The organism is Campylobacter concisus (assembly GCF_003048875.2).
In the GTDB taxonomy this organism is placed as follows: Bacteria; Campylobacterota; Campylobacteria; order Campylobacterales; family Campylobacteraceae; genus Campylobacter_A; species Campylobacter_A concisus_AU.
Window position 1 is genome coordinate 1,141,384 of sequence record NZ_CP049264.1, and the last position, 16,293, is coordinate 1,157,676.

General features: G+C 39.3%; 17 protein-coding genes. 14 read left to right on the forward strand and 3 right to left on the reverse strand.

What is annotated here, in order from left to right:
* Nucleotide 1: 1 nt before the first annotated feature.
* Together secD and yajC are read right to left on the reverse strand one after the other, a co-directional pair.
* Nucleotides 2–1,582 carry a protein translocase subunit SecD gene (gene secD / locus CVT07_RS05730; RefSeq protein ID WP_103631524.1) on the reverse strand — a complete coding sequence of 527 codons (1,581 nt, stop codon included), beginning with the start codon at nt 1,580–1,582 and terminating at the stop codon, nt 2–4.
* Complete coding sequence (gene yajC / locus CVT07_RS05735; RefSeq protein WP_002941849.1) at nt 1,582–1,854, reverse strand: preprotein translocase subunit YajC; 273 nt, start codon at nt 1,852–1,854, stop codon at nt 1,582–1,584. The genes secD and yajC overlap by 1 nt, the downstream gene beginning before the upstream one ends.
* Between yajC and CVT07_RS05740 the strand changes: the two genes are divergently transcribed.
* Nucleotides 1,830–3,122: an apolipoprotein N-acyltransferase gene (locus CVT07_RS05740; protein WP_188117044.1), complete on the forward strand. Its 1,293-nt coding sequence runs from the start codon at nt 1,830–1,832 to the stop codon at nt 3,120–3,122. The two genes, yajC and CVT07_RS05740, sit on opposite strands and share 25 nt — an antisense overlap.
* Nucleotides 3,123–3,162: 40 nt before the next feature.
* On the opposite strand, the gene metK is transcribed toward CVT07_RS05740, so the two are convergent.
* Nucleotides 3,163–4,368 carry a methionine adenosyltransferase gene (metK, locus tag CVT07_RS05745; RefSeq protein ID WP_021084435.1) on the reverse strand — a complete coding sequence of 402 codons (1,206 nt, stop codon included), beginning with the start codon at nt 4,366–4,368 and terminating at the stop codon, nt 3,163–3,165.
* A gap of 138 nt (nt 4,369–4,506) precedes the next feature.
* Here metK and sstT point away from each other — a divergent pair, with 138 nt between their 5' ends.
* The 13 genes from sstT (at nt 4,507) to CVT07_RS05810 (ending at nt 16,250) form a co-directional block, all read left to right on the forward strand.
* Entirely contained in the window at nt 4,507–5,874 is a 1,368-nt protein-coding gene (gene sstT / locus CVT07_RS05750; protein ID WP_430393989.1) for a serine/threonine transporter SstT, read from the forward strand.
* An 88-nt stretch (nt 5,875–5,962) separates the two neighbouring features.
* Nucleotides 5,963–7,684, forward strand: a complete 1,722-nt coding sequence (locus CVT07_RS05755) for a M3 family oligoendopeptidase (RefSeq protein ID WP_107935861.1) — start codon at nt 5,963–5,965, stop codon at nt 7,682–7,684.
* A 1-nt stretch (nt 7,685) separates the two neighbouring features.
* Nucleotides 7,686–8,135, forward strand: coding sequence for a hypothetical protein (locus tag CVT07_RS05760; protein WP_009294069.1), 450 nt, complete (start codon nt 7,686–7,688; stop codon nt 8,133–8,135).
* 51 nt (nt 8,136–8,186) lie between these two features.
* Entirely contained in the window at nt 8,187–10,256 is a 2,070-nt protein-coding gene (locus CVT07_RS05765) for an ATP-dependent helicase (RefSeq protein ID WP_107935860.1), read from the forward strand.
* Nucleotides 10,253–11,074, forward strand: coding sequence for a tRNA pseudouridine(55) synthase TruB (gene truB, locus CVT07_RS05770; RefSeq protein ID WP_107935858.1), 822 nt, complete (start codon nt 10,253–10,255; stop codon nt 11,072–11,074). The genes CVT07_RS05765 and truB overlap by 4 nt, the downstream gene beginning before the upstream one ends.
* A complete protein-coding gene (gene csrA, locus CVT07_RS05775) occupies nt 11,068–11,298 on the forward strand; it encodes a carbon storage regulator CsrA (protein WP_002941828.1) in 231 nt (76 codons plus the stop codon). The genes truB and csrA overlap by 7 nt, the downstream gene beginning before the upstream one ends.
* The gene (locus CVT07_RS05780) at nt 11,295–12,038 is read left to right on the forward strand and encodes a 4-(cytidine 5'-diphospho)-2-C-methyl-D-erythritol kinase (protein ID WP_107935856.1); all 744 of its coding nucleotides are present in this window, start codon (nt 11,295–11,297) and stop codon (nt 12,036–12,038) included. Before csrA ends, CVT07_RS05780 begins: the two co-directional genes overlap by 4 nt.
* A 14-nt stretch (nt 12,039–12,052) precedes the next feature.
* Nucleotides 12,053–12,505 (forward strand): SsrA-binding protein SmpB, encoded by a 453-nt coding sequence (smpB, locus tag CVT07_RS05785; RefSeq protein ID WP_035142320.1) that lies wholly within the window; start codon nt 12,053–12,055, stop codon nt 12,503–12,505.
* Between the two features lie 8 nt (nt 12,506–12,513).
* Nucleotides 12,514–13,110, forward strand: coding sequence for a thioredoxin (locus tag CVT07_RS05790; protein ID WP_103607748.1), 597 nt, complete (start codon nt 12,514–12,516; stop codon nt 13,108–13,110).
* 62 nt (nt 13,111–13,172) lie between these two features.
* Nucleotides 13,173–13,607 (forward strand): flagellar basal body rod protein FlgB, encoded by a 435-nt coding sequence (gene flgB, locus CVT07_RS05795; RefSeq protein ID WP_107935854.1) that lies wholly within the window; start codon nt 13,173–13,175, stop codon nt 13,605–13,607.
* Between the two features lie 8 nt (nt 13,608–13,615).
* Nucleotides 13,616–14,116 (forward strand): flagellar basal body rod protein FlgC, encoded by a 501-nt coding sequence (gene flgC, locus CVT07_RS05800; protein ID WP_103607663.1) that lies wholly within the window; start codon nt 13,616–13,618, stop codon nt 14,114–14,116.
* Nucleotides 14,116–14,409 (forward strand): flagellar hook-basal body complex protein FliE, encoded by a 294-nt coding sequence (gene fliE / locus CVT07_RS05805; RefSeq protein WP_021089607.1) that lies wholly within the window; start codon nt 14,116–14,118, stop codon nt 14,407–14,409. The genes flgC and fliE overlap by 1 nt, the downstream gene beginning before the upstream one ends.
* A gap of 8 nt (nt 14,410–14,417) precedes the next feature.
* The gene (locus CVT07_RS05810; RefSeq protein WP_107914966.1) at nt 14,418–16,250 is read left to right on the forward strand and encodes a peptidoglycan D,D-transpeptidase FtsI family protein; all 1,833 of its coding nucleotides are present in this window, start codon (nt 14,418–14,420) and stop codon (nt 16,248–16,250) included.
* Nucleotides 16,251–16,293: the final 43 nt, after the last annotated feature.

The following is a 16,293-nucleotide window of genomic DNA, read 5'->3' on the forward strand; positions in this document are numbered from 1 at the left end:
CCTAGCTCCTTTTATAACCAAACCAAAGTCTGGTATTTCCGCTTTTTTCTATCTTGTCCATGACTGCATCAAACATGCCATGTGTGCCTAAAATGGCCGTTAGCATCGAAGCCATGATACCTATCGCCATTGTCACAGCAAAGCCTTTAACTGGACCAGTGCCATAAGCATAGAGCACTGCAACTGTGATGATGGTAGTTAAGTTTGAATCAATAATCGCACTCATAGCGTGCTCATATCCCTTTTGGACAGCTGTCCTTATCGCCACGCCTTCACGTAAAAGCTCACGGATACGCTCATTTATGATGACGTTTGCATCAACTGCCATACCAATCGTTAGCACGATACCAGCCATACCTGGCAGAGTAAGCGTCGCTCCAAAAAGCGCCATAACAGCGACTAAAATAACGACGTCTGCAACTAGCGCAATATTTGCAAAAATTCCAGAAATTCCATAATAAACTAGCATAAATAGCACTACTAAAATAGATCCAGCAGCAAGAGCTACCATGCTTTGGTTTATACTCTCTTGTCCTAAAGATGGACCGACACTTCTTTTTTCTAGCATCTTAACAGGTGCTAAAAGTGCGCCACTTCTAAGCGCGATCGCTACGTCGTGAGCCTCATCAAGTGTAAAGCCACCACTGATCTGGCCGCTGCCGCCACCTATTCTTTCATTTATAACTGGAGCTGAATATACCTTACCATCAAGCACGATAGCAAGCCTTTTACCGACATTTGCACCAGTAAAATCACCAAAAATTCTAGCACCTTCTGAATTTAGTGTGAAATTTATGATCGGTAGGTTATTTTGCTGAGAAAATGCAACCTTTGCGTCAGTTAGCATCGAGCCATCAAGCACTGGGATATTTTTAACGACATATTTTACGCGGTCATTTTTAGCATCTTTAAAGATCACGTCACCATAGCTTTCAGCCTCGGCCTCGCTCATGGTATTAGCCTGATCTTGTCTTTTGTCATCAACTGCCATAAGCTGCAAGTGAGCAGCCTTTGCGATAAGATCTCTCGCTCTTTGCTCGTCCTCTTCGGTTTTTATGCCAGGAAGCTCGACTAGGATATTATCTTTGCCTTGTCTAGCGACTGTTGGCTCAGCTAGACCAAACTGATCAAGCCTGTTTCTAATGGTCTCAACAGCTTGCGAGATCGCATACTCGATCGTATCAAGCCTCTCTTGCTCTGTAAGAGTGATGTGATAGTTTAGACCATCTTTTTTGATATTAAGCCCTTTTATCTCAGCAAGCGCTTTATCAACCTTTGGAGCCTCGTCACTATCAAGTAGCGCAAAATCAACACTATCTTCTTTTATCTTAAATTTATCAATGAGCACATCTTCTTTTTTGGCATAATAATTTATGCTTCCAGCGATTGACTTGATCTTAGAGTGGATGGCTTCGTTAGTTTCAACACCAAGAAGCATATGAAGACCACCTTGAAGGTCAAGTCCTAGCGAAATTTTAGCTCCGCTTTGGGTCTGAAAGAAAGATGGCACCGAAAAGCCAAAACCAAAAACCAAGGCCAATATTAATATAATCAGCCTATATGTAACTCTTGCGTTACGCATTATTTATCTTCGATCTTTTTAGCTACAAACTCGCGTGCTATACGAACGATTACATCATCGTTAAGTTTAACTTTGATAAAATCATTTTCGGCTTTAATCACTTCGCATATAAGTCCGCCATTAGTTACTATCTTATCGCCTTTGTCAAGAGCTGCAAGCATTGCTGCGTGGGCTTTTTGTTGTTTTTGTTGAGGTCTGATAACCAAAAAGTAAAATATGGCGAAAAGCACAACAAGAGGTAGTAATGATGTTAAAAAATCAGCGTTTTGCATGGATTTCCTTATTTGTAAGATTTTTAAATGGACATTTTAGCACTAAAATTATAATAAAAGCCTTTGTCGGTGCTTTTTTGCTTTCTAATTTCATTTTTTTAGCCATGGCTGAAAATCAAATTTTAAATTTCATCTCACCTTTTCTCACGCTAGCTGGAATTTACATAGTCATAAATTTAAGCAGGGCTGGATTTTTCGCAGCTGGATTTTTCACTGGAATTTTGTGGTTTTACTGGATCGGCTTTAGCTTTATCTACTATGAGCTTGTCTGGCTTATCCCATTTGTCATCCTCTTTGTAGCCCTTGTTTATGGACTTTTGTTTTGGATAGCCTCTTTTCCAAGCTTTGTGGCACTAAGAGCCGTTTTGCTATTTTTAATAAGCTACGTGCATCCATTTGGCTTTAATTGGTTTAACCTTGAAGCAACGCTTGTTTTAGGCGCTTTTGAACCAAGCACGAGAGGGCTTATATTTATATTTTTAGCAGCTATTTCTTTGAGTTTAAAAGGTAAAATTTTAAAATTTATCCTAGCTTTTATCTGCCTGATCGCAGCTTTGCAGTTTAAAAGTAACGAGGCAAAGACTCTGCCATTTGACGTGGAGCTAGTAAATACCAATGTCGCTCAAAGAGTGCGCTGGGATAAAAGCTTGCGCATGAAATTTACAAATGAAAATTTAGACATGATAAGTAACGCCATAGCCGAGCAAAAACGTCTCATCGTGCTTCCAGAGAGTGCGTTTCCACTATTTATGACAAATGAGCCACTGCTTGTTGATGAGCTAAAAGAGCTTTCAAAACAGATAACTATCGTAGCTGGCGCGCTTGCTTATGAAAATAAGCAAATTTATAACTCTGCATTTTTGTTTCAATATGGCGCCCTTAGACGAATGGATAAGAAATTTTTAGTGCCATTTGGAGAAGAAATTCCTCTGCCAAAATTTATGCAAGATGCGGTAAATAAGCTATTTTTTGGCGGAGCTAGCGACTTTAAGAAGGCGGAAAATTTTAGTGACTATGAGATAGACGGGGTTAAAATAAGAAATGCTATCTGCTATGAGGCAACAAGAGAGGAGCTTTATAAGGGCGAATTTGACGTGGTCGTGGCTATCACAAACAACGGCTGGTTTGTGCCAAGTAGCGAACCTGTGTTTCAAAGACTACTTATAAAACACCTTGCTACAAAGTATAATAAAGCGGTCTATCACAGCGTAAATGGCTCAAAAAGTGAGATAATAAAGCCTAAAAAAGCGTTTTGGGATGAGTTTTAAAAGAAATTTAAAGTGGCTTTAGATAAAGCCACTTTTTTGATTATTTTTTTAGTAAAGCCTTGAAAGTATCAACCGCATCAAGCTTTTCCCAAGGGTATTTTGCATTTCCCACTTGACCTTTTGCAGCTACTTTTGCATATAAAAATGTCTCTTTGCTTGGCTTATCAAGACCAAATTTATTAGTTATCCAGCGAGGTGTTAGAGAAAAATGCTCGCTTACAAAATTTGAAAGCATATCGTCATTTACGCCGTTTGCGTGAGTTCCCATAGTATCAACACTAACTGAAGTTGGCTTTGCAACGCCAATTGCATAGCTTATCTGAACGATACATTTTTTAGCAAGGCCAGCTGCAACGATATTTTTAGCTATCCAGCGCGCTGCGTAAAGTCCGCTGCGATCAACCTTTGTGTAGTCCTTGCTTGACTGAGCGCCACCGCCTATTGGGCTATATCCACCAAAGCTATCAACGATTAGTTTTCTGCCTGTTAAACCACTATCGTGCAGTGAGCTGTGATTTACATATCTACCTGTTGGATTTATATAGATGATCGTTTTTTCTTTATTATATAGCTCTTTTGGAAGGCCAGTTTCATCTATTAAATTTTGTATTAGTGCGCGAAGCTCTTCTATCTTCATGCTCTCCACGCAAGGGGCTGAAACGACGATGGTATGGATACTTTGAGGTTTGCAGTTTTCAAAGTTGTCTTTACTACCGTAATCAATCGTAACTTGAGTTTTTATATCAACACCAAGTTTATCAGGGTTTGCTTTGGCAAATTTATATACTTTTTCACAAAGCATTCTTGCGTAAGTTATAGCTGCTGGCATAAATTCTTTCGCTTCGCAGCTTGCAAAGCCAAACATGATGCCTTGATCACCTGCTCCGATCTCGCCATCACTTTGATCAACGCCTTGATTTATATCTGGACTTTGTTGATTTAAACAAACTTTAACCTCGATATCATCTGGATGCAAGCACTGCTCTTTTGTAAAGTTACTCTTTCCGTCATATCCAATATGCGCAAGAGCGTCTTTTACGATCTTTTCGTAGTCTTTATAAGAGAGTTTTACCTTTGAGTTTATCTCTCCGCCTATTACTATATTTTTTCCAGCTACAAAAACTTCGCTTGCGACGCGTCCATTTGGATCTTGTGTTAAGATAGTATCAACAATGCTATCAGCGATGATATCAGCGCATTTATCTGGATGACCTGGACTTACAACTTCAGAAGTAAATAGATACATTTTCGTCCTTTTCCTTGGTTAAATTTTCGTGCAATTGTAACAAATCTATATAAAAAGCGAATTAATCTTTTTAAATTTCTTTATATTTAAAAATCATTTAGCTAGAATCAACAAAAAACTAATTTATTAAGGTGTCAAATGAATATGTTTAAAAACATTGCAAGAAGATACGCCGATGGAAATTTGATCGTTCAAATTTTAGTTGGTATCATCCTAGGTGCCCTAGTTGGCTTTTACACACATTATCAAGCAACCCCTTACAACCAAATCTCAGCTAAAATTCAAACCATCCAAAAAGAGAGTGGCTTAAGCGTAGATGAAGTCATAAAAACTCGCCTTAGCCAAGATGAAGCAAAACAGCTTGATGAGGCCAAAGAAAAGGCTAGTTCGGCTGATTCTATCGCTGCTTCAGTCTCAGTTTTAGGAGATTTGTTTAAAGGCGCTTTAAAAGCGATCGCACCTATTCTTGTTTTTGTCCTAGTTGCAACCTCTATCATTTTAAAAGATTTTGGTCATACAAAAGGCATGCAAAAGATCATCACACTCTATCTTGTGGGCACATTTTTAGCAGCTGTTGTGGCGGTTATTGCAAGCTTTTTATTTCCTATCGAGATACCGCTAAAAGGTCTGCAAAGCGCTGATATGTCAGCACCTCAAGGCATCACAAATGTGCTAAAAGACCTTATCTATAAAATGGTCGAAAATCCGATAACCGCTCTAGCAAACGGAAACTATATAGGCATCATCACTTGGGCGATAGGTGGTGGTATCGCTATGAGATATGCTACACCTGAGACCAAAAAAGTATTTAAAGATATAAGCGACGGCGTAACTCATATCGTTAAATTTATAATTAGACTAGCTCCGTTTGGTATCTTTGGTATGGTTGCTATCAGCATTCATGATACTGGATTTGAGGCACTTGCAGGATATCTAAAACTGATCTTAGTTCTTGTTGGAGCGATGCTTGTTGTGGCATTTATCGTCTATCCAGCGATGGTTTTTGCACTAACTAAGAAAAATCCTTATCCACTTGTTATGATCTGCCTAAAAGAGAGCGCGATCTCAGCGTTTTTTACAAGAAGTTCAGCTGCAAACATCCCAGTAAATATGGCGCTTTGCAAAAAGCTTGGACTAAAAGAGGAGCTCTACTCGATCTCTATCCCACTAGGAGCCACCATAAACATGGGCGGTGCGGCAGTTACTATTAGTATCTTAGCGCTTACTGCGGTAAATTCTATCCCATCTATCACAGTTACATTTGGCGATGCACTACTTCTATGCTTCATCTCAGCCCTTGGCGCATGCGGCGCATCTGGCGTGGCTGGCGGCTCACTGCTTCTAGTGCCATTAGCGTGCGGACTTTTTGGTATCGGCAATGACATCGCTATGCAATTTGTAACAGTTGGCTTTACGATAGGCGTCATCCAAGATTCAGTTGAAACTGCGTTAAATAGCTCATCAGACGTGCTTTTTACAGCCGTAGCCTCAGAGACTTCAGAATAATCCTCAGTAAAATTTCAGCTAAATTTTGGCTGAAATTTTACTTTTATCCATTTTTTTGTAAAATGTCCCAAAAATTTAAAGGATAAATATGCAAATTTGGGATCTAAAAGCACTTTTTGCAAACGAAAAAGAGTGCGAGCAAAACGCACTAAATTTACAAAAAGAGTGCGAGAAATTTAAAGATAAATACCTTGAAATTTATGAAAATTTAAAAACAGACGAGTTTTTAAAAGCATTTGGCGAATATGAAAGCTTGATAGCTAAAATTTCAAAAGTAATGACTTATGCTTTTTTAAATTTTGCCAAAGATACAAGCAAGGGCGCATTTTACGCAAAGATCGATGAGATAGCGACAAAAGCAAATGAAAATTTGATATTTTTTGAGATCAAATTTAATGAGTTTAGCCCTAAAAAACAAGAAGAGATCATAAAAAGCTCCAAAAAATATGGCTACTATCTAAGCAACCTAGCCAAAGCAAAACCACATCAACTAAGCGTTGCAGAAGAAAGAGTCTTGCTTCGCACTGCAAGCACCGGAGCTGAGGGCTTTTCAAGGCTTTTTGATGAGAGCATGAGCAAGATGAGGTTTAAATTTAAAGGCGAGCTTTTAAACGAAGAAGAGATTTTAGCAAAGCTTCATGAGAGCGATCAAAGCGTACGAAAACTAGCCGCAAAAAGCCTCTCAAACGAGCTTAGCAAGCACCAGCACCTTCTTGGCTACATATATAACATGATAAAAACCGATCTAAAAACGAGCTGCGAGCTACGAAATTTCAAGCTACCTGAAGAGCCAAGACACCTTGAAAATCAAATCAGCAAAAAAAGCGTTGATTCGCTAATTGCTGTAACTGAGAAAAATTTTGATCTAGTCTCTAAATTTTACGAGCGAAAAAGAGAGATTTTAGGCCTTAAAAAGCTTTACGATTACGACAGATACGCGCCTCTTAGCAGCGAAGGCGAGTATAAATTTGATGAGTGCAAAAAGATAGTTTTAAAAGCGTTTGGGACATTTTCACCTAAATTTGGCGATATAGCCAAAAGCGCCTTTAGTGACGGCTGGATCGACGTTTATCCAGCACCAAACAAGCGAGGTGGGGCATTTTCTCACTCAGGATCAAGCGACACTCACCCTTATGTTTTGCTAAATCACACAAACCAGCGAAGAGATCTTTTCACGCTGGCTCACGAGCTTGGTCACGCCGTGCATCAAAAGCTCTCATATAGTGTAAGCTACCTAAACTCAGACACTCCACTAACCACGGCTGAGACGGCTTCAGTCTTTTGCGAGATGCTAGTTTTTGACCACGTAAAAGAAAACCTTAGCAAAAAAGAGAAAATTTCACTGCTTGCTGGCAAGATCGAGGATATATTTGCTACGCTTTACCGTCAGATAAATTTCACCACCTTTGAAAGGGCCGTGCACGCACACGAGGGCGAGATCAGCCTAGATGAGCTAAATAAAATTTGGCTAAGAGAGAGCAAAAAGATGTTTGGCAAAAGTGTCACACTAAATGACTACTACAAAATTTGGTGGAGCTACATCCCGCACTTCATCCACACGCCATTTTACTGCTACGCCTACTCTTACGCGCAGCTTCTTGTGCTTGCACTTTTTGGGCTTTATAAAAGCGGTAAATGCAAAAATTTTGTCGAAATTTACACCGAGTTCTTAAGCCTTGGTGGGAGCCTTAGCCCAAGGGAGCTTGTGGGTAAATTTGGCTTTGACATAGATGATAAAAATTTCTGGCAGATCGGCATAAACGAGGTTAAAAAGCTAGTAGATGAGTTTTTAGAAATTTCAAAGGATTAAGATGTTAGACGAAATTTTAGACGATGAGAAATTTGCGCTTTTGATGAAGATGCACGTCTATGAGTGCATTGATTTTTTGCTTGAAAAGGGGTTAAATTTCTCAGTTATGGCAAATTTACCGCTAGTTAGCTTTGAGCCTAGCTTGCCAGATGAGATAAGTGGCAGCTTTAGCATGCCAGTCATTATGTTCTCACTTGGTGGCTACACGCTTGAAAGTGCTAGGCTAACGCAAGATGAGCTTAGCTTTGAGGCTGGCTTTGGTAGTGAGAATTTTGCCTCAGTGGTCTCTTTTCCGCTTGGTGCGGTGGTTCAAATTTTGGTTGAAAATAGCCCGATCCTTGTAAATTTCTCCATTTATAAGCCAAAAGAGAAGCAAGTCGATCACGCTAAAAAATCAGCCTCAGTCTTTTTGCAAAACCCAAAAAATAAAGATATATTTAAGAAAAGATAGTAATTTTAAGCATTTTTGGCTAAAATCAAAAGAAAATTTAAAAAGCGAAAAATGGAAAATTTACTATCAAATTTAAACGAAGCCCAGCGCGAAGCAGCCACCCACATAGATGGTGCGATGCTCATACTAGCAGGTGCTGGCAGTGGCAAGACAAAGACGATCACGACTAGGCTTGCCTATCTCATCGGCGAGGTCGGCATAGACGCGGCAAACACGCTAACTCTTACTTTTACAAACAAAGCCGCCAACGAGATGCGCAGCAGAGCCATGGCGATGCTAAGCCAAAGTGGCAAAAACTACTCGCCGCTGCTTTGCACATTTCACAAATTTGGACTTTTATTTTTAAAGCTCTATATAGAAAAGCTTGGTAGAAAAAATAACTTCGTCATAATCGATACAGACGATAAAAAACGCATCATCAAAAGTTTTGAAAGTCCAGTCGCTACGGCTATTTTGTCAAGTGAAATTTCAAACTATAAAAACTCGCTTTTAAGCGTCGAAGAGGTCTATAAAAATGCAAATTTCTCTTCATTTGACAAAAGCAAGGACAACTTTTATAAGCAAGCAGCGCAAATTTATGAAAAGTACGAGGACTATTTAAAGACAAACAACCTCGTTGATTTTGACGATCTGCTAGGGCTTACATATAAAATTTTAGACGAAAACGAAGATCTTGCTAGAGAAATTTCAAACCGCTACAAATACATAATGGTCGATGAGTATCAAGACACAAATGACCTTCAGTATAAACTGCTAAAAAAACTCTGTCTATGCCACGAAAACATCTGTGTGGTTGGCGATGATGACCAAAGCATCTACGGCTGGCGCGGTGCAAAGATAGATAATATCTTAAATTTCAAAGATCAGTTTAGCAACGTAAAGATCATCAGACTTGAGAAAAACTACCGCTCGAGCGAGGCGATACTAAAGGCTGCAAACGAACTGATAGATCATAACCGCAACCGCCTTGGCAAGAAGCTTGTGGGCACAAAAGGCGAAGGCGAAGCTGTAAATTTGATAGAGAGTTTTGATGAGAGCGTCGAGGCTGGCAAGATCGCAAAAAATATAAAAGAGCTTTTAAGCAAAGGCGTGCAGGCAAAAGATATCGCTATCTTATACCGCATAAACGCACTCTCTCGCTCGCTTGAAGATGGGCTAAACAAAGAGCAGATCGCTTATAAAATGGTAGGCGGCGTTAAATTTTACGAAAGAGCCGAGATCAAAGATATCATAAGTTATCTAAGACTGATAAATAATCCAAATGATGACTTCTCAATAAGACGCATTATAAATCGTCCAAAGCGAGGACTTGGTAAAGTGAGCCTTGATAAGCTCGAAAAAATGGCCTTTGAAGGTAAAATTTCAATTTTTGAAGCGATCTCAAACATCTCTGATAACGACGAAGCCTTTAGTAAAAAGGTAAAATCAGCCCTTCTTGAGTTTGCAAACAACCTAAAAGAGCTTCAAGAAAGCAGCTCGGTTTTTGACCTCATAGATAAATTTGAAGCTAAATTTGGCGTGAAAAAATACTACGAGAGCTTGCCAGATGGTGCTGAAAGAGCGGCAAACATCGACGAGTTTTACGCTGTTTTAAAAGATCAGATCAAGCAAAATCCAAGCTTTGATCTGGAGGAGTTTTTAAACGAGATCACGCTAACAAGCGAGCAAGATGGCATTAGCGACGAGGCTATTAGCATCATGAGCGTGCATGCGAGCAAGGGGCTTGAGTTTGAGCACCTTTTTGTAATCGGCCTAGAAGAGGGATTTTTCCCGCTCATTGGCGATGGTAGCGACATCGAAGAGGAGCGTAGGCTAGCTTACGTGGCGATAACAAGGGCCAAAAGGACACTTAGCCTAAGCTTTGCAAATTCGCGCTTTTACAAAGGTCAGCGCACGAGGTTAAATAAGAGTAGATTTTTAAGCGAGAGCGGCATAACGCATGGCTCGCTAGTTATCGAACAGAGTAATGAATTTAAAAAAGGCGACCTTGTTAAACATAAAATTTTTGGTATCGGCAGGGTGAGTGCGGTTAGCAAGATCAAAAAAGAGTTTAAACTGACTATAAATTTTGGTGGCAATGTAAGAGAGATAATGTCAAGCTTCGTGGAAAAGGCCGTATGAACGCCATTTTCGTGGCAAACAAGCCTGCTGGCATGAGCTCAAACCACTTTTTAGGACGACTAAAAAGAAAATATGGCGTTAAAAAGGCTGGATTTTCAGGTACGCTTGATCCATTTGCGAGTGGCTGTTTGATAGTCGCTTTTGGCTCGTATACGAAATTTTTTAGATTTTTAGACAAAAGCCCAAAGGTTTATGAGGCAACGATCTGGCTTGGAGCTAGCAGTCCTAGCATGGATAATGAAAATATCACTGAAATTTCAAATGTAAAAGAGTTAAATTTAGAAAAACTTGAAGCCATTAGAAGCGAGCTAACTGGTAAGATAAGCTATATCCCGCCAAAATTTAGCGCCAAGCACGTAAATGGCACAAGAGCTTACAAACTAGCAAGAAGCGGCGAAGAATTTGAGCTAAAGCCAGAGACAATGGAAATTTACGAGAGTGAAATTTTGAATTATTCACACCCCTTTTTGACACTTCGTTTAAGTGTAAGTGAAGGGAGTTACATCCGCTCTTATGCAGAAATTTTTGGGCAAAAAGTTGGTTATAATGTAACTTTAAGCTCATTAAAGAGGATAAGTGAGGGTAAATTTCGCTATGAAAATGAAAAATTTTTAAATATTTGCAATTTTTTAAATATTGAGCAAAACACGTATTTTGGGGATATTAACAACATACTTGACGGCAAGAAATTAAAAATTAACGATTTTGAAACACAAACACAAGGAATTTATTTGCTAAATTATGATAAATTTATGAGCGTAATCCAAATCATGGATGATACTATAAATTACACTTTAAACAAGGTAGAAAAATGTTAATCTTAGCAAGAAAAGAAAACGAAGAAATTTTACTAGGTAACGACATAAAAGTCGTCGTAGTAAGTATCTCAAAAAGCACCGTTAAGCTTGGTATCGAGGCCCCGCGCAATACAATGATACTAAGAAGCGAGCTGGCAAACGATATAAAAAACGAAAATATCCACGCCACCAAAAAAGCAAGCGAAGCCGATATCCACGAGCTTGCGAAAAAAATCGAGAAATGAAAAGCTTTGCAAAGATCAACGTATTTTTGAAGGTAGTTGGCACCAGAGGCAACTACCACGAAATTTTGTCACGTTTTGTTCTTTGCGAGCAGCTTTTTGATGAAATTTATTTTAAAAGGTCAAATTCTTTTGCTATCGAATGCGACAACAAAGAGATAAAAGAAAACATCATCCAAAAAGCGATAGACGAGCTAAAAAAAGCTGGCTTTTCAAACGAGCTAGATGAGTTTTTTAGCTCTCATAAAATCATCATCAACAAACAAATCCCAATAGGTGCTGGTCTAGGAGGAGGCAGTTCAAACGCCGCCACCTTTTTACTAATGGTAAATGACGAGCTAAATTTAAATATAAAACGCGAAAATTTGATGCAAATAGCCTCTAAAATCGGCGCAGATGTGGCCTTTTTTGTAAGTGGCTACAAGGCAGCAAATGTAAGCGGCATAGGCGAGATGATAAAAGAATTTGACGATGAAGTGCCAAATTTAAGTATCTTCACGCCAAATGTTTTTTGCTCCACACCGATGGTTTATCAAGAATTTAGAAGCAATTTCTTACAATACATAGACGTTAATGCTGCAAAAAAGATGCAAAATTTAAAGAGCAAAGAGCTACTTGAAATTTATAAAAACGAGGAGCTAAACGATCTTTTTGCCCCATGCTTTAAGCTCTATCCGAAGATGAATGAGTTTAGGGATAAATTTCTAAGCGGCAGCGGCAGTAGCGTATTTAGCGTAAAATAAAAGGTAAAATTTTGATAAAAGATCTAGCAAAAAACAAAAAAGCTTTGCACGACTTTAGCATACTTGAGACCTTTGAAGCTGGCATCGTTTTAAAAGGCAGCGAGGTCAAGGCTCTAAGGGCTGGCAGAGCAAATTTAAAAGATAGCTTTGTGCGCGTTATAAAGGGCGAGCTTTTCTTACTAAACGCCCATATCAGCTATCTTGAGACTACACACAGCGCATTTCGTCCAAACGAGCGAGCAGCCAGAAAACTTTTGATGCACAGAAAGCAGATCGATAAAATTTTCGGTCAAGTCTCACAAGATGGGCTTACTTTGGTTGTTTTGGCACTTTATCTAAGTGATAAAAACATCGTAAAAGCAAGGCTAGCCCTTGCAAAAGGTAAAAATTTACACGACAAGCGCGAGACTTTAAAAAGACGCGAGGCAGACAAAGAGGCAAGAGCTGCCATTAAAAGATATGTTTAAGGGATAAGATGAAGAATTTACTTGTTTTAATAATCGCTTTATTTGCTTTTTTTGGTTGTGGTGAAGAAGAAAGCAGCAGTGCAAATTTTAAAGAATTTAGCCCAAATGAAGAGGTCAAACTTGTAGATGTGAGCGGCAAGGAGCTTACTTTAGTTAGAAAAGATCACGGCTTTGCTATCAAAAATGATGAAAATAAAGTTTTGATGATCGACATTTTTGGCACATTTTGCCCACCTTGTCAAAAAGAGGCAGCCGAGCTTACAAAATATCAGCTTGAAAACAAAGATAAATTTACGCTAATTGGGCTAACTCACTTTGAAAATGTCACAAATGAGTATGTTTTGCATGAATTTATGCAAAAATTTAACGCCTACTACTTCATAACAAACGATCAAAAGATAAATGACAGGCTTGCCGAGCAGATCGTAAGAGACATCGAATACAAACACGAAATCGCACTACCTTTTAAAGTGGTGATAAAAAACGGCGAATATCAAATTTTAACAGACGTAGATAGCGGACAATACGGAGTTAAATACTATCTTGGCGGCATAAAAGTCACAAAAATGAAAGAAGATTTGGCAAAAATCTATGAAACAAAATAAATTTGCCTTACATTTGGAACATCATTTGCTTATAAATGTGTGAAATTTTAGAAGGACTTTAAATGTTTGTTTTAGATAGATCAAAATCTAGCCCACTCGTCGAATCAGCCCTTGCAGGCAGAGAGCTACGCCAAAAGCTCATCTCTGGCAACCTTGCAAATGTTGATACGCCATTTTACAAGGCTAGAGATGTAAGATTTGAAGATGTTTTAAGAGAAAAAGCAAATGAAATTTACAACGTTTCAGAGAGCAAAAAACTAAATTTAGCTAAGACAAACGAAGCGCACATGGCTGCGGTTGATTTTCCAAAAAGCGATACAGCTCAATTTTTCTTGCGCGATGGTCACATGGCTAGAAACGATGCAAACACAGTCGATCTTGATGTTGAGACAACAGAAATGGGCAAAAATACAGTTATGATAAACGCCCTTGATAGTGCCTACAAAGCTCAGGGAAATATCTTTAAAAGCGTAATAGACGCAAGTGCTAAGAACTAGGAGAGATGATGTCATACTTAAATGATTTTGATATTAGCGGATACGGACTAAGTGCGCAACGCTTCAGGATGAACGTCATCAGCTCAAACATAGCAAACGCTCAAACCACAAGAACGGCTGAGGGCGGCCCTTACAGAAGACAAGAGGTCATCTTTAAAGAGATGAACTTTGATAAAATTTTAAACGATCAGCTTAAAAACTCACAAAGTTTGCTTGATTACGAAAATCCGCTCGATGATCCAAGCTCACCTAAAAACGCTCACCCTACCCTAACTAGCGTGATCGTAGATAAGGTGGTGCGCGATGATAAGGACTTTCAGCTAAAATACGACCCAAGCCACCCAGACGCAAATGCAAATGGCTACGTCGCATTTCCAAATATAAACCCAGTCATCGAGATGGCTGACTTGCTTGAGGCGACAAGAGCCTATCAAGCAAATGTAGCGTCATTTCAAAACGCAAAGACAATAGCACAAAGTGCGATATCACTCATTTCAGGACAAGCATAATGATCAATAGTATAAATTTAGATAAGTTAAACAAAAACGAAAATTCAAGCAAAATAGCAAAAGCGGGCGAAGAAGGCGGCTTTGAAAACGCACTAAACGACTCTTTAAAAGAGCTAAACAAAGTTCAAATAAACGCCGATAAAGCCATAGCTGATCTCGCAACTGGCGAGGTAAAAGACTTGCACCAAGCAGCTATCGCCATAGGCAAAGCAGAGACTAGCATGAAGCTTATGCTAGAAATTCGCAACAAAGCGCTAAGCGCATACAAAGAAATTTCAAGAACGCAAATTTAAGCCATTGAATGAATTCCAGAAAATCAAAAATAACCATACTTTTTTTATTAATTACTTTTGGAATTTCAATCTTTGTGCTCGTTATATTTTATAGAGCAAGCATCGAGCGAAAGCTTCCTAAGCTTCAAACAAGCGACGTAAATACCGCAATCCGAGGTAATATCGTCACAAAAGACGGCTTTAGCATCTCATCAAGCCAAAAACTCTACAAAGTGATGCTTGACACCAGAAACATCGATCCAAACAAAAAAGAGATGTTTATCAAGCTCTACTCGCTTTACAGCGGCGACGATCCAAACAAAGTAAGAAAGATCATAAACGGCACAAAAGGCCTTGTCACGCTCTCTTACAGCATCGACGCAAAGGGCGCTACCTACCTTCAAGAGCTCTCTAGAAAGCTAAACCGTAAGGGCATTTTGATCTCATACCTTGATCCAAAAACTGGGCTTGCCTCATTTCAAGGTATGCGCGTGATGGAGAGCGGTCAAAACCGTAAATTTATGTCAAAGGATGCTTTAACGCCAGCTATTGGCTACGTGAGCAAAACAGAGAGCGACGCACTTACTAAAAGCAAAGGCGTAAAAGGACTTGAGAGATACTACGAGGACTACCTAGCTCCGATACAAAACGCCAAAATCCTTGGCCCACGCGATATCGGCAACAATATAATTTTAACAAGTGATTCAAATTTAGCAACAAGAGTCGATGGCTACAACGCAGTGCTCTCTATACCGCTTAAATTTCAAACCAAGCTAGAGCAAATTTTAGATGAAAAACGTGAATTTTTAGACGCAAAAGAGCTAATCATCTGCATAATGAATAGCAAAAATGGCGAAATTCTAGCCCTAGCTTCTAGCTCAAGGTATGATCCTTCAAACATAAGAAAACAAGATTACAGCGCGCTAAATTCAAGCGCAAGCGAGTATGCATACGAGGTTGGATCGGTTTTTAAGCCATTTATCTTCTCCATACTACTTCAAGAAAAAAAGGTAAATCCTTTTGAGCTTGTAAATACCTACAACGGCCGCTATCAGCTAGGCAAAAGGATCATCAAGGACACCCACCCAGAGCCTTTTATGAGTGCTGAAGACATCATCGTGCACAGCTCAAACATCGGTATGATCCAGCTAGTAGATAGACTAAATGGCCCACAAATTTATCAAGGGCTTTTAAATTTTGGCTTTTCAAGAAAGACTGGCATCGACCTGCCATACGAGCAAGTGGGTATGATGCCAACGGTTACAAAGCTAAACTCATCGACCTATAAAGCTACAGTTAGCTACGGATACGGTCTTCAAGCGACATTTATGCAGCTTTTAAAAGCTTATAACACCTTTAACAACAAAGGCATCGAGGTGACGCCGCACATGGTGGCATATCTTGAGCGAAACGGCAAGCGCTACGATCTGCCAAAAGCAGAGCCAGCTCAGGTCATTTCGCAAGAGACCGCAAAGATAATGAAGAGAATTTTGATAAAAACAGTTGAAAAAGGTACTGGCTTAAAGGCATTTACGCCAGGTCTTGAGATAGGCGGTAAAACTGGCACCGCACACATCGCTTCTGGCAAAGGCGGATATAGCAACACCTATAACGGCTCGTTTTTTGGCTTCGTAAATGACACGAGGGGCAACAGCTACACCATAGGCGTTTTGGCTAGAGATCCTAAAAAGCCTTACTACTACTTTGGTGCGCAAAGTGCGTTGCCGACATTTAAAAAGGCCGTTGATCTAATGGTTGAAGATGGTTATTTGTTTCCAGATCCTAATGTCATAGCTGAGTTTGAAGCTAAAAAAGATAAGCTTAAAAATGATAAAGTAAAGCAAAAACCAGCGTTAGATTAAATTTAACTTCTAAGATATAAATATTAAATTTCAAATTTAGAGT

What these genes read in the sequence shown, in the direction of transcription:
- secD (WP_103631524.1), bottom strand. Translation starts at nt 1,582, where the DNA reads ATGCGTAACGCAAGAGTTACATATAGGCTGATTATATTAATATTGGCC.
- flgC (WP_103607663.1), top strand. Translation starts at nt 13,616, where the DNA reads ATGTCATACTTAAATGATTTTGATATTAGCGGATACGGACTAAGTGCG.
- sstT (WP_430393989.1), top strand. Translation starts at nt 4,507, where the DNA reads ATGAATATGTTTAAAAACATTGCAAGAAGATACGCCGATGGAAATTTG.
- CVT07_RS05790 (WP_103607748.1), top strand. Translation starts at nt 12,514, where the DNA reads ATGAAGAATTTACTTGTTTTAATAATCGCTTTATTTGCTTTTTTTGGT.
- CVT07_RS05780 (WP_107935856.1), top strand. Translation starts at nt 11,295, where the DNA reads ATGAAAAGCTTTGCAAAGATCAACGTATTTTTGAAGGTAGTTGGCACC.
- csrA (WP_002941828.1), top strand. Translation starts at nt 11,068, where the DNA reads ATGTTAATCTTAGCAAGAAAAGAAAACGAAGAAATTTTACTAGGTAAC.
- yajC (WP_002941849.1), bottom strand. Translation starts at nt 1,854, where the DNA reads ATGCAAAACGCTGATTTTTTAACATCATTACTACCTCTTGTTGTGCTT.
- CVT07_RS05760 (WP_009294069.1), top strand. Translation starts at nt 7,686, where the DNA reads ATGTTAGACGAAATTTTAGACGATGAGAAATTTGCGCTTTTGATGAAG.
- flgB (WP_107935854.1), top strand. Translation starts at nt 13,173, where the DNA reads ATGTTTGTTTTAGATAGATCAAAATCTAGCCCACTCGTCGAATCAGCC.
- metK (WP_021084435.1), bottom strand. Translation starts at nt 4,368, where the DNA reads ATGTATCTATTTACTTCTGAAGTTGTAAGTCCAGGTCATCCAGATAAA.
- truB (WP_107935858.1), top strand. Translation starts at nt 10,253, where the DNA reads ATGAACGCCATTTTCGTGGCAAACAAGCCTGCTGGCATGAGCTCAAAC.
- CVT07_RS05740 (WP_188117044.1), top strand. Translation starts at nt 1,830, where the DNA reads ATGTTAAAAAATCAGCGTTTTGCATGGATTTCCTTATTTGTAAGATTT.
- CVT07_RS05755 (WP_107935861.1), top strand. Translation starts at nt 5,963, where the DNA reads ATGCAAATTTGGGATCTAAAAGCACTTTTTGCAAACGAAAAAGAGTGC.
- CVT07_RS05810 (WP_107914966.1), top strand. Translation starts at nt 14,418, where the DNA reads ATGAATTCCAGAAAATCAAAAATAACCATACTTTTTTTATTAATTACT.
- fliE (WP_021089607.1), top strand. Translation starts at nt 14,116, where the DNA reads ATGATCAATAGTATAAATTTAGATAAGTTAAACAAAAACGAAAATTCA.
- CVT07_RS05765 (WP_107935860.1), top strand. Translation starts at nt 8,187, where the DNA reads ATGGAAAATTTACTATCAAATTTAAACGAAGCCCAGCGCGAAGCAGCC.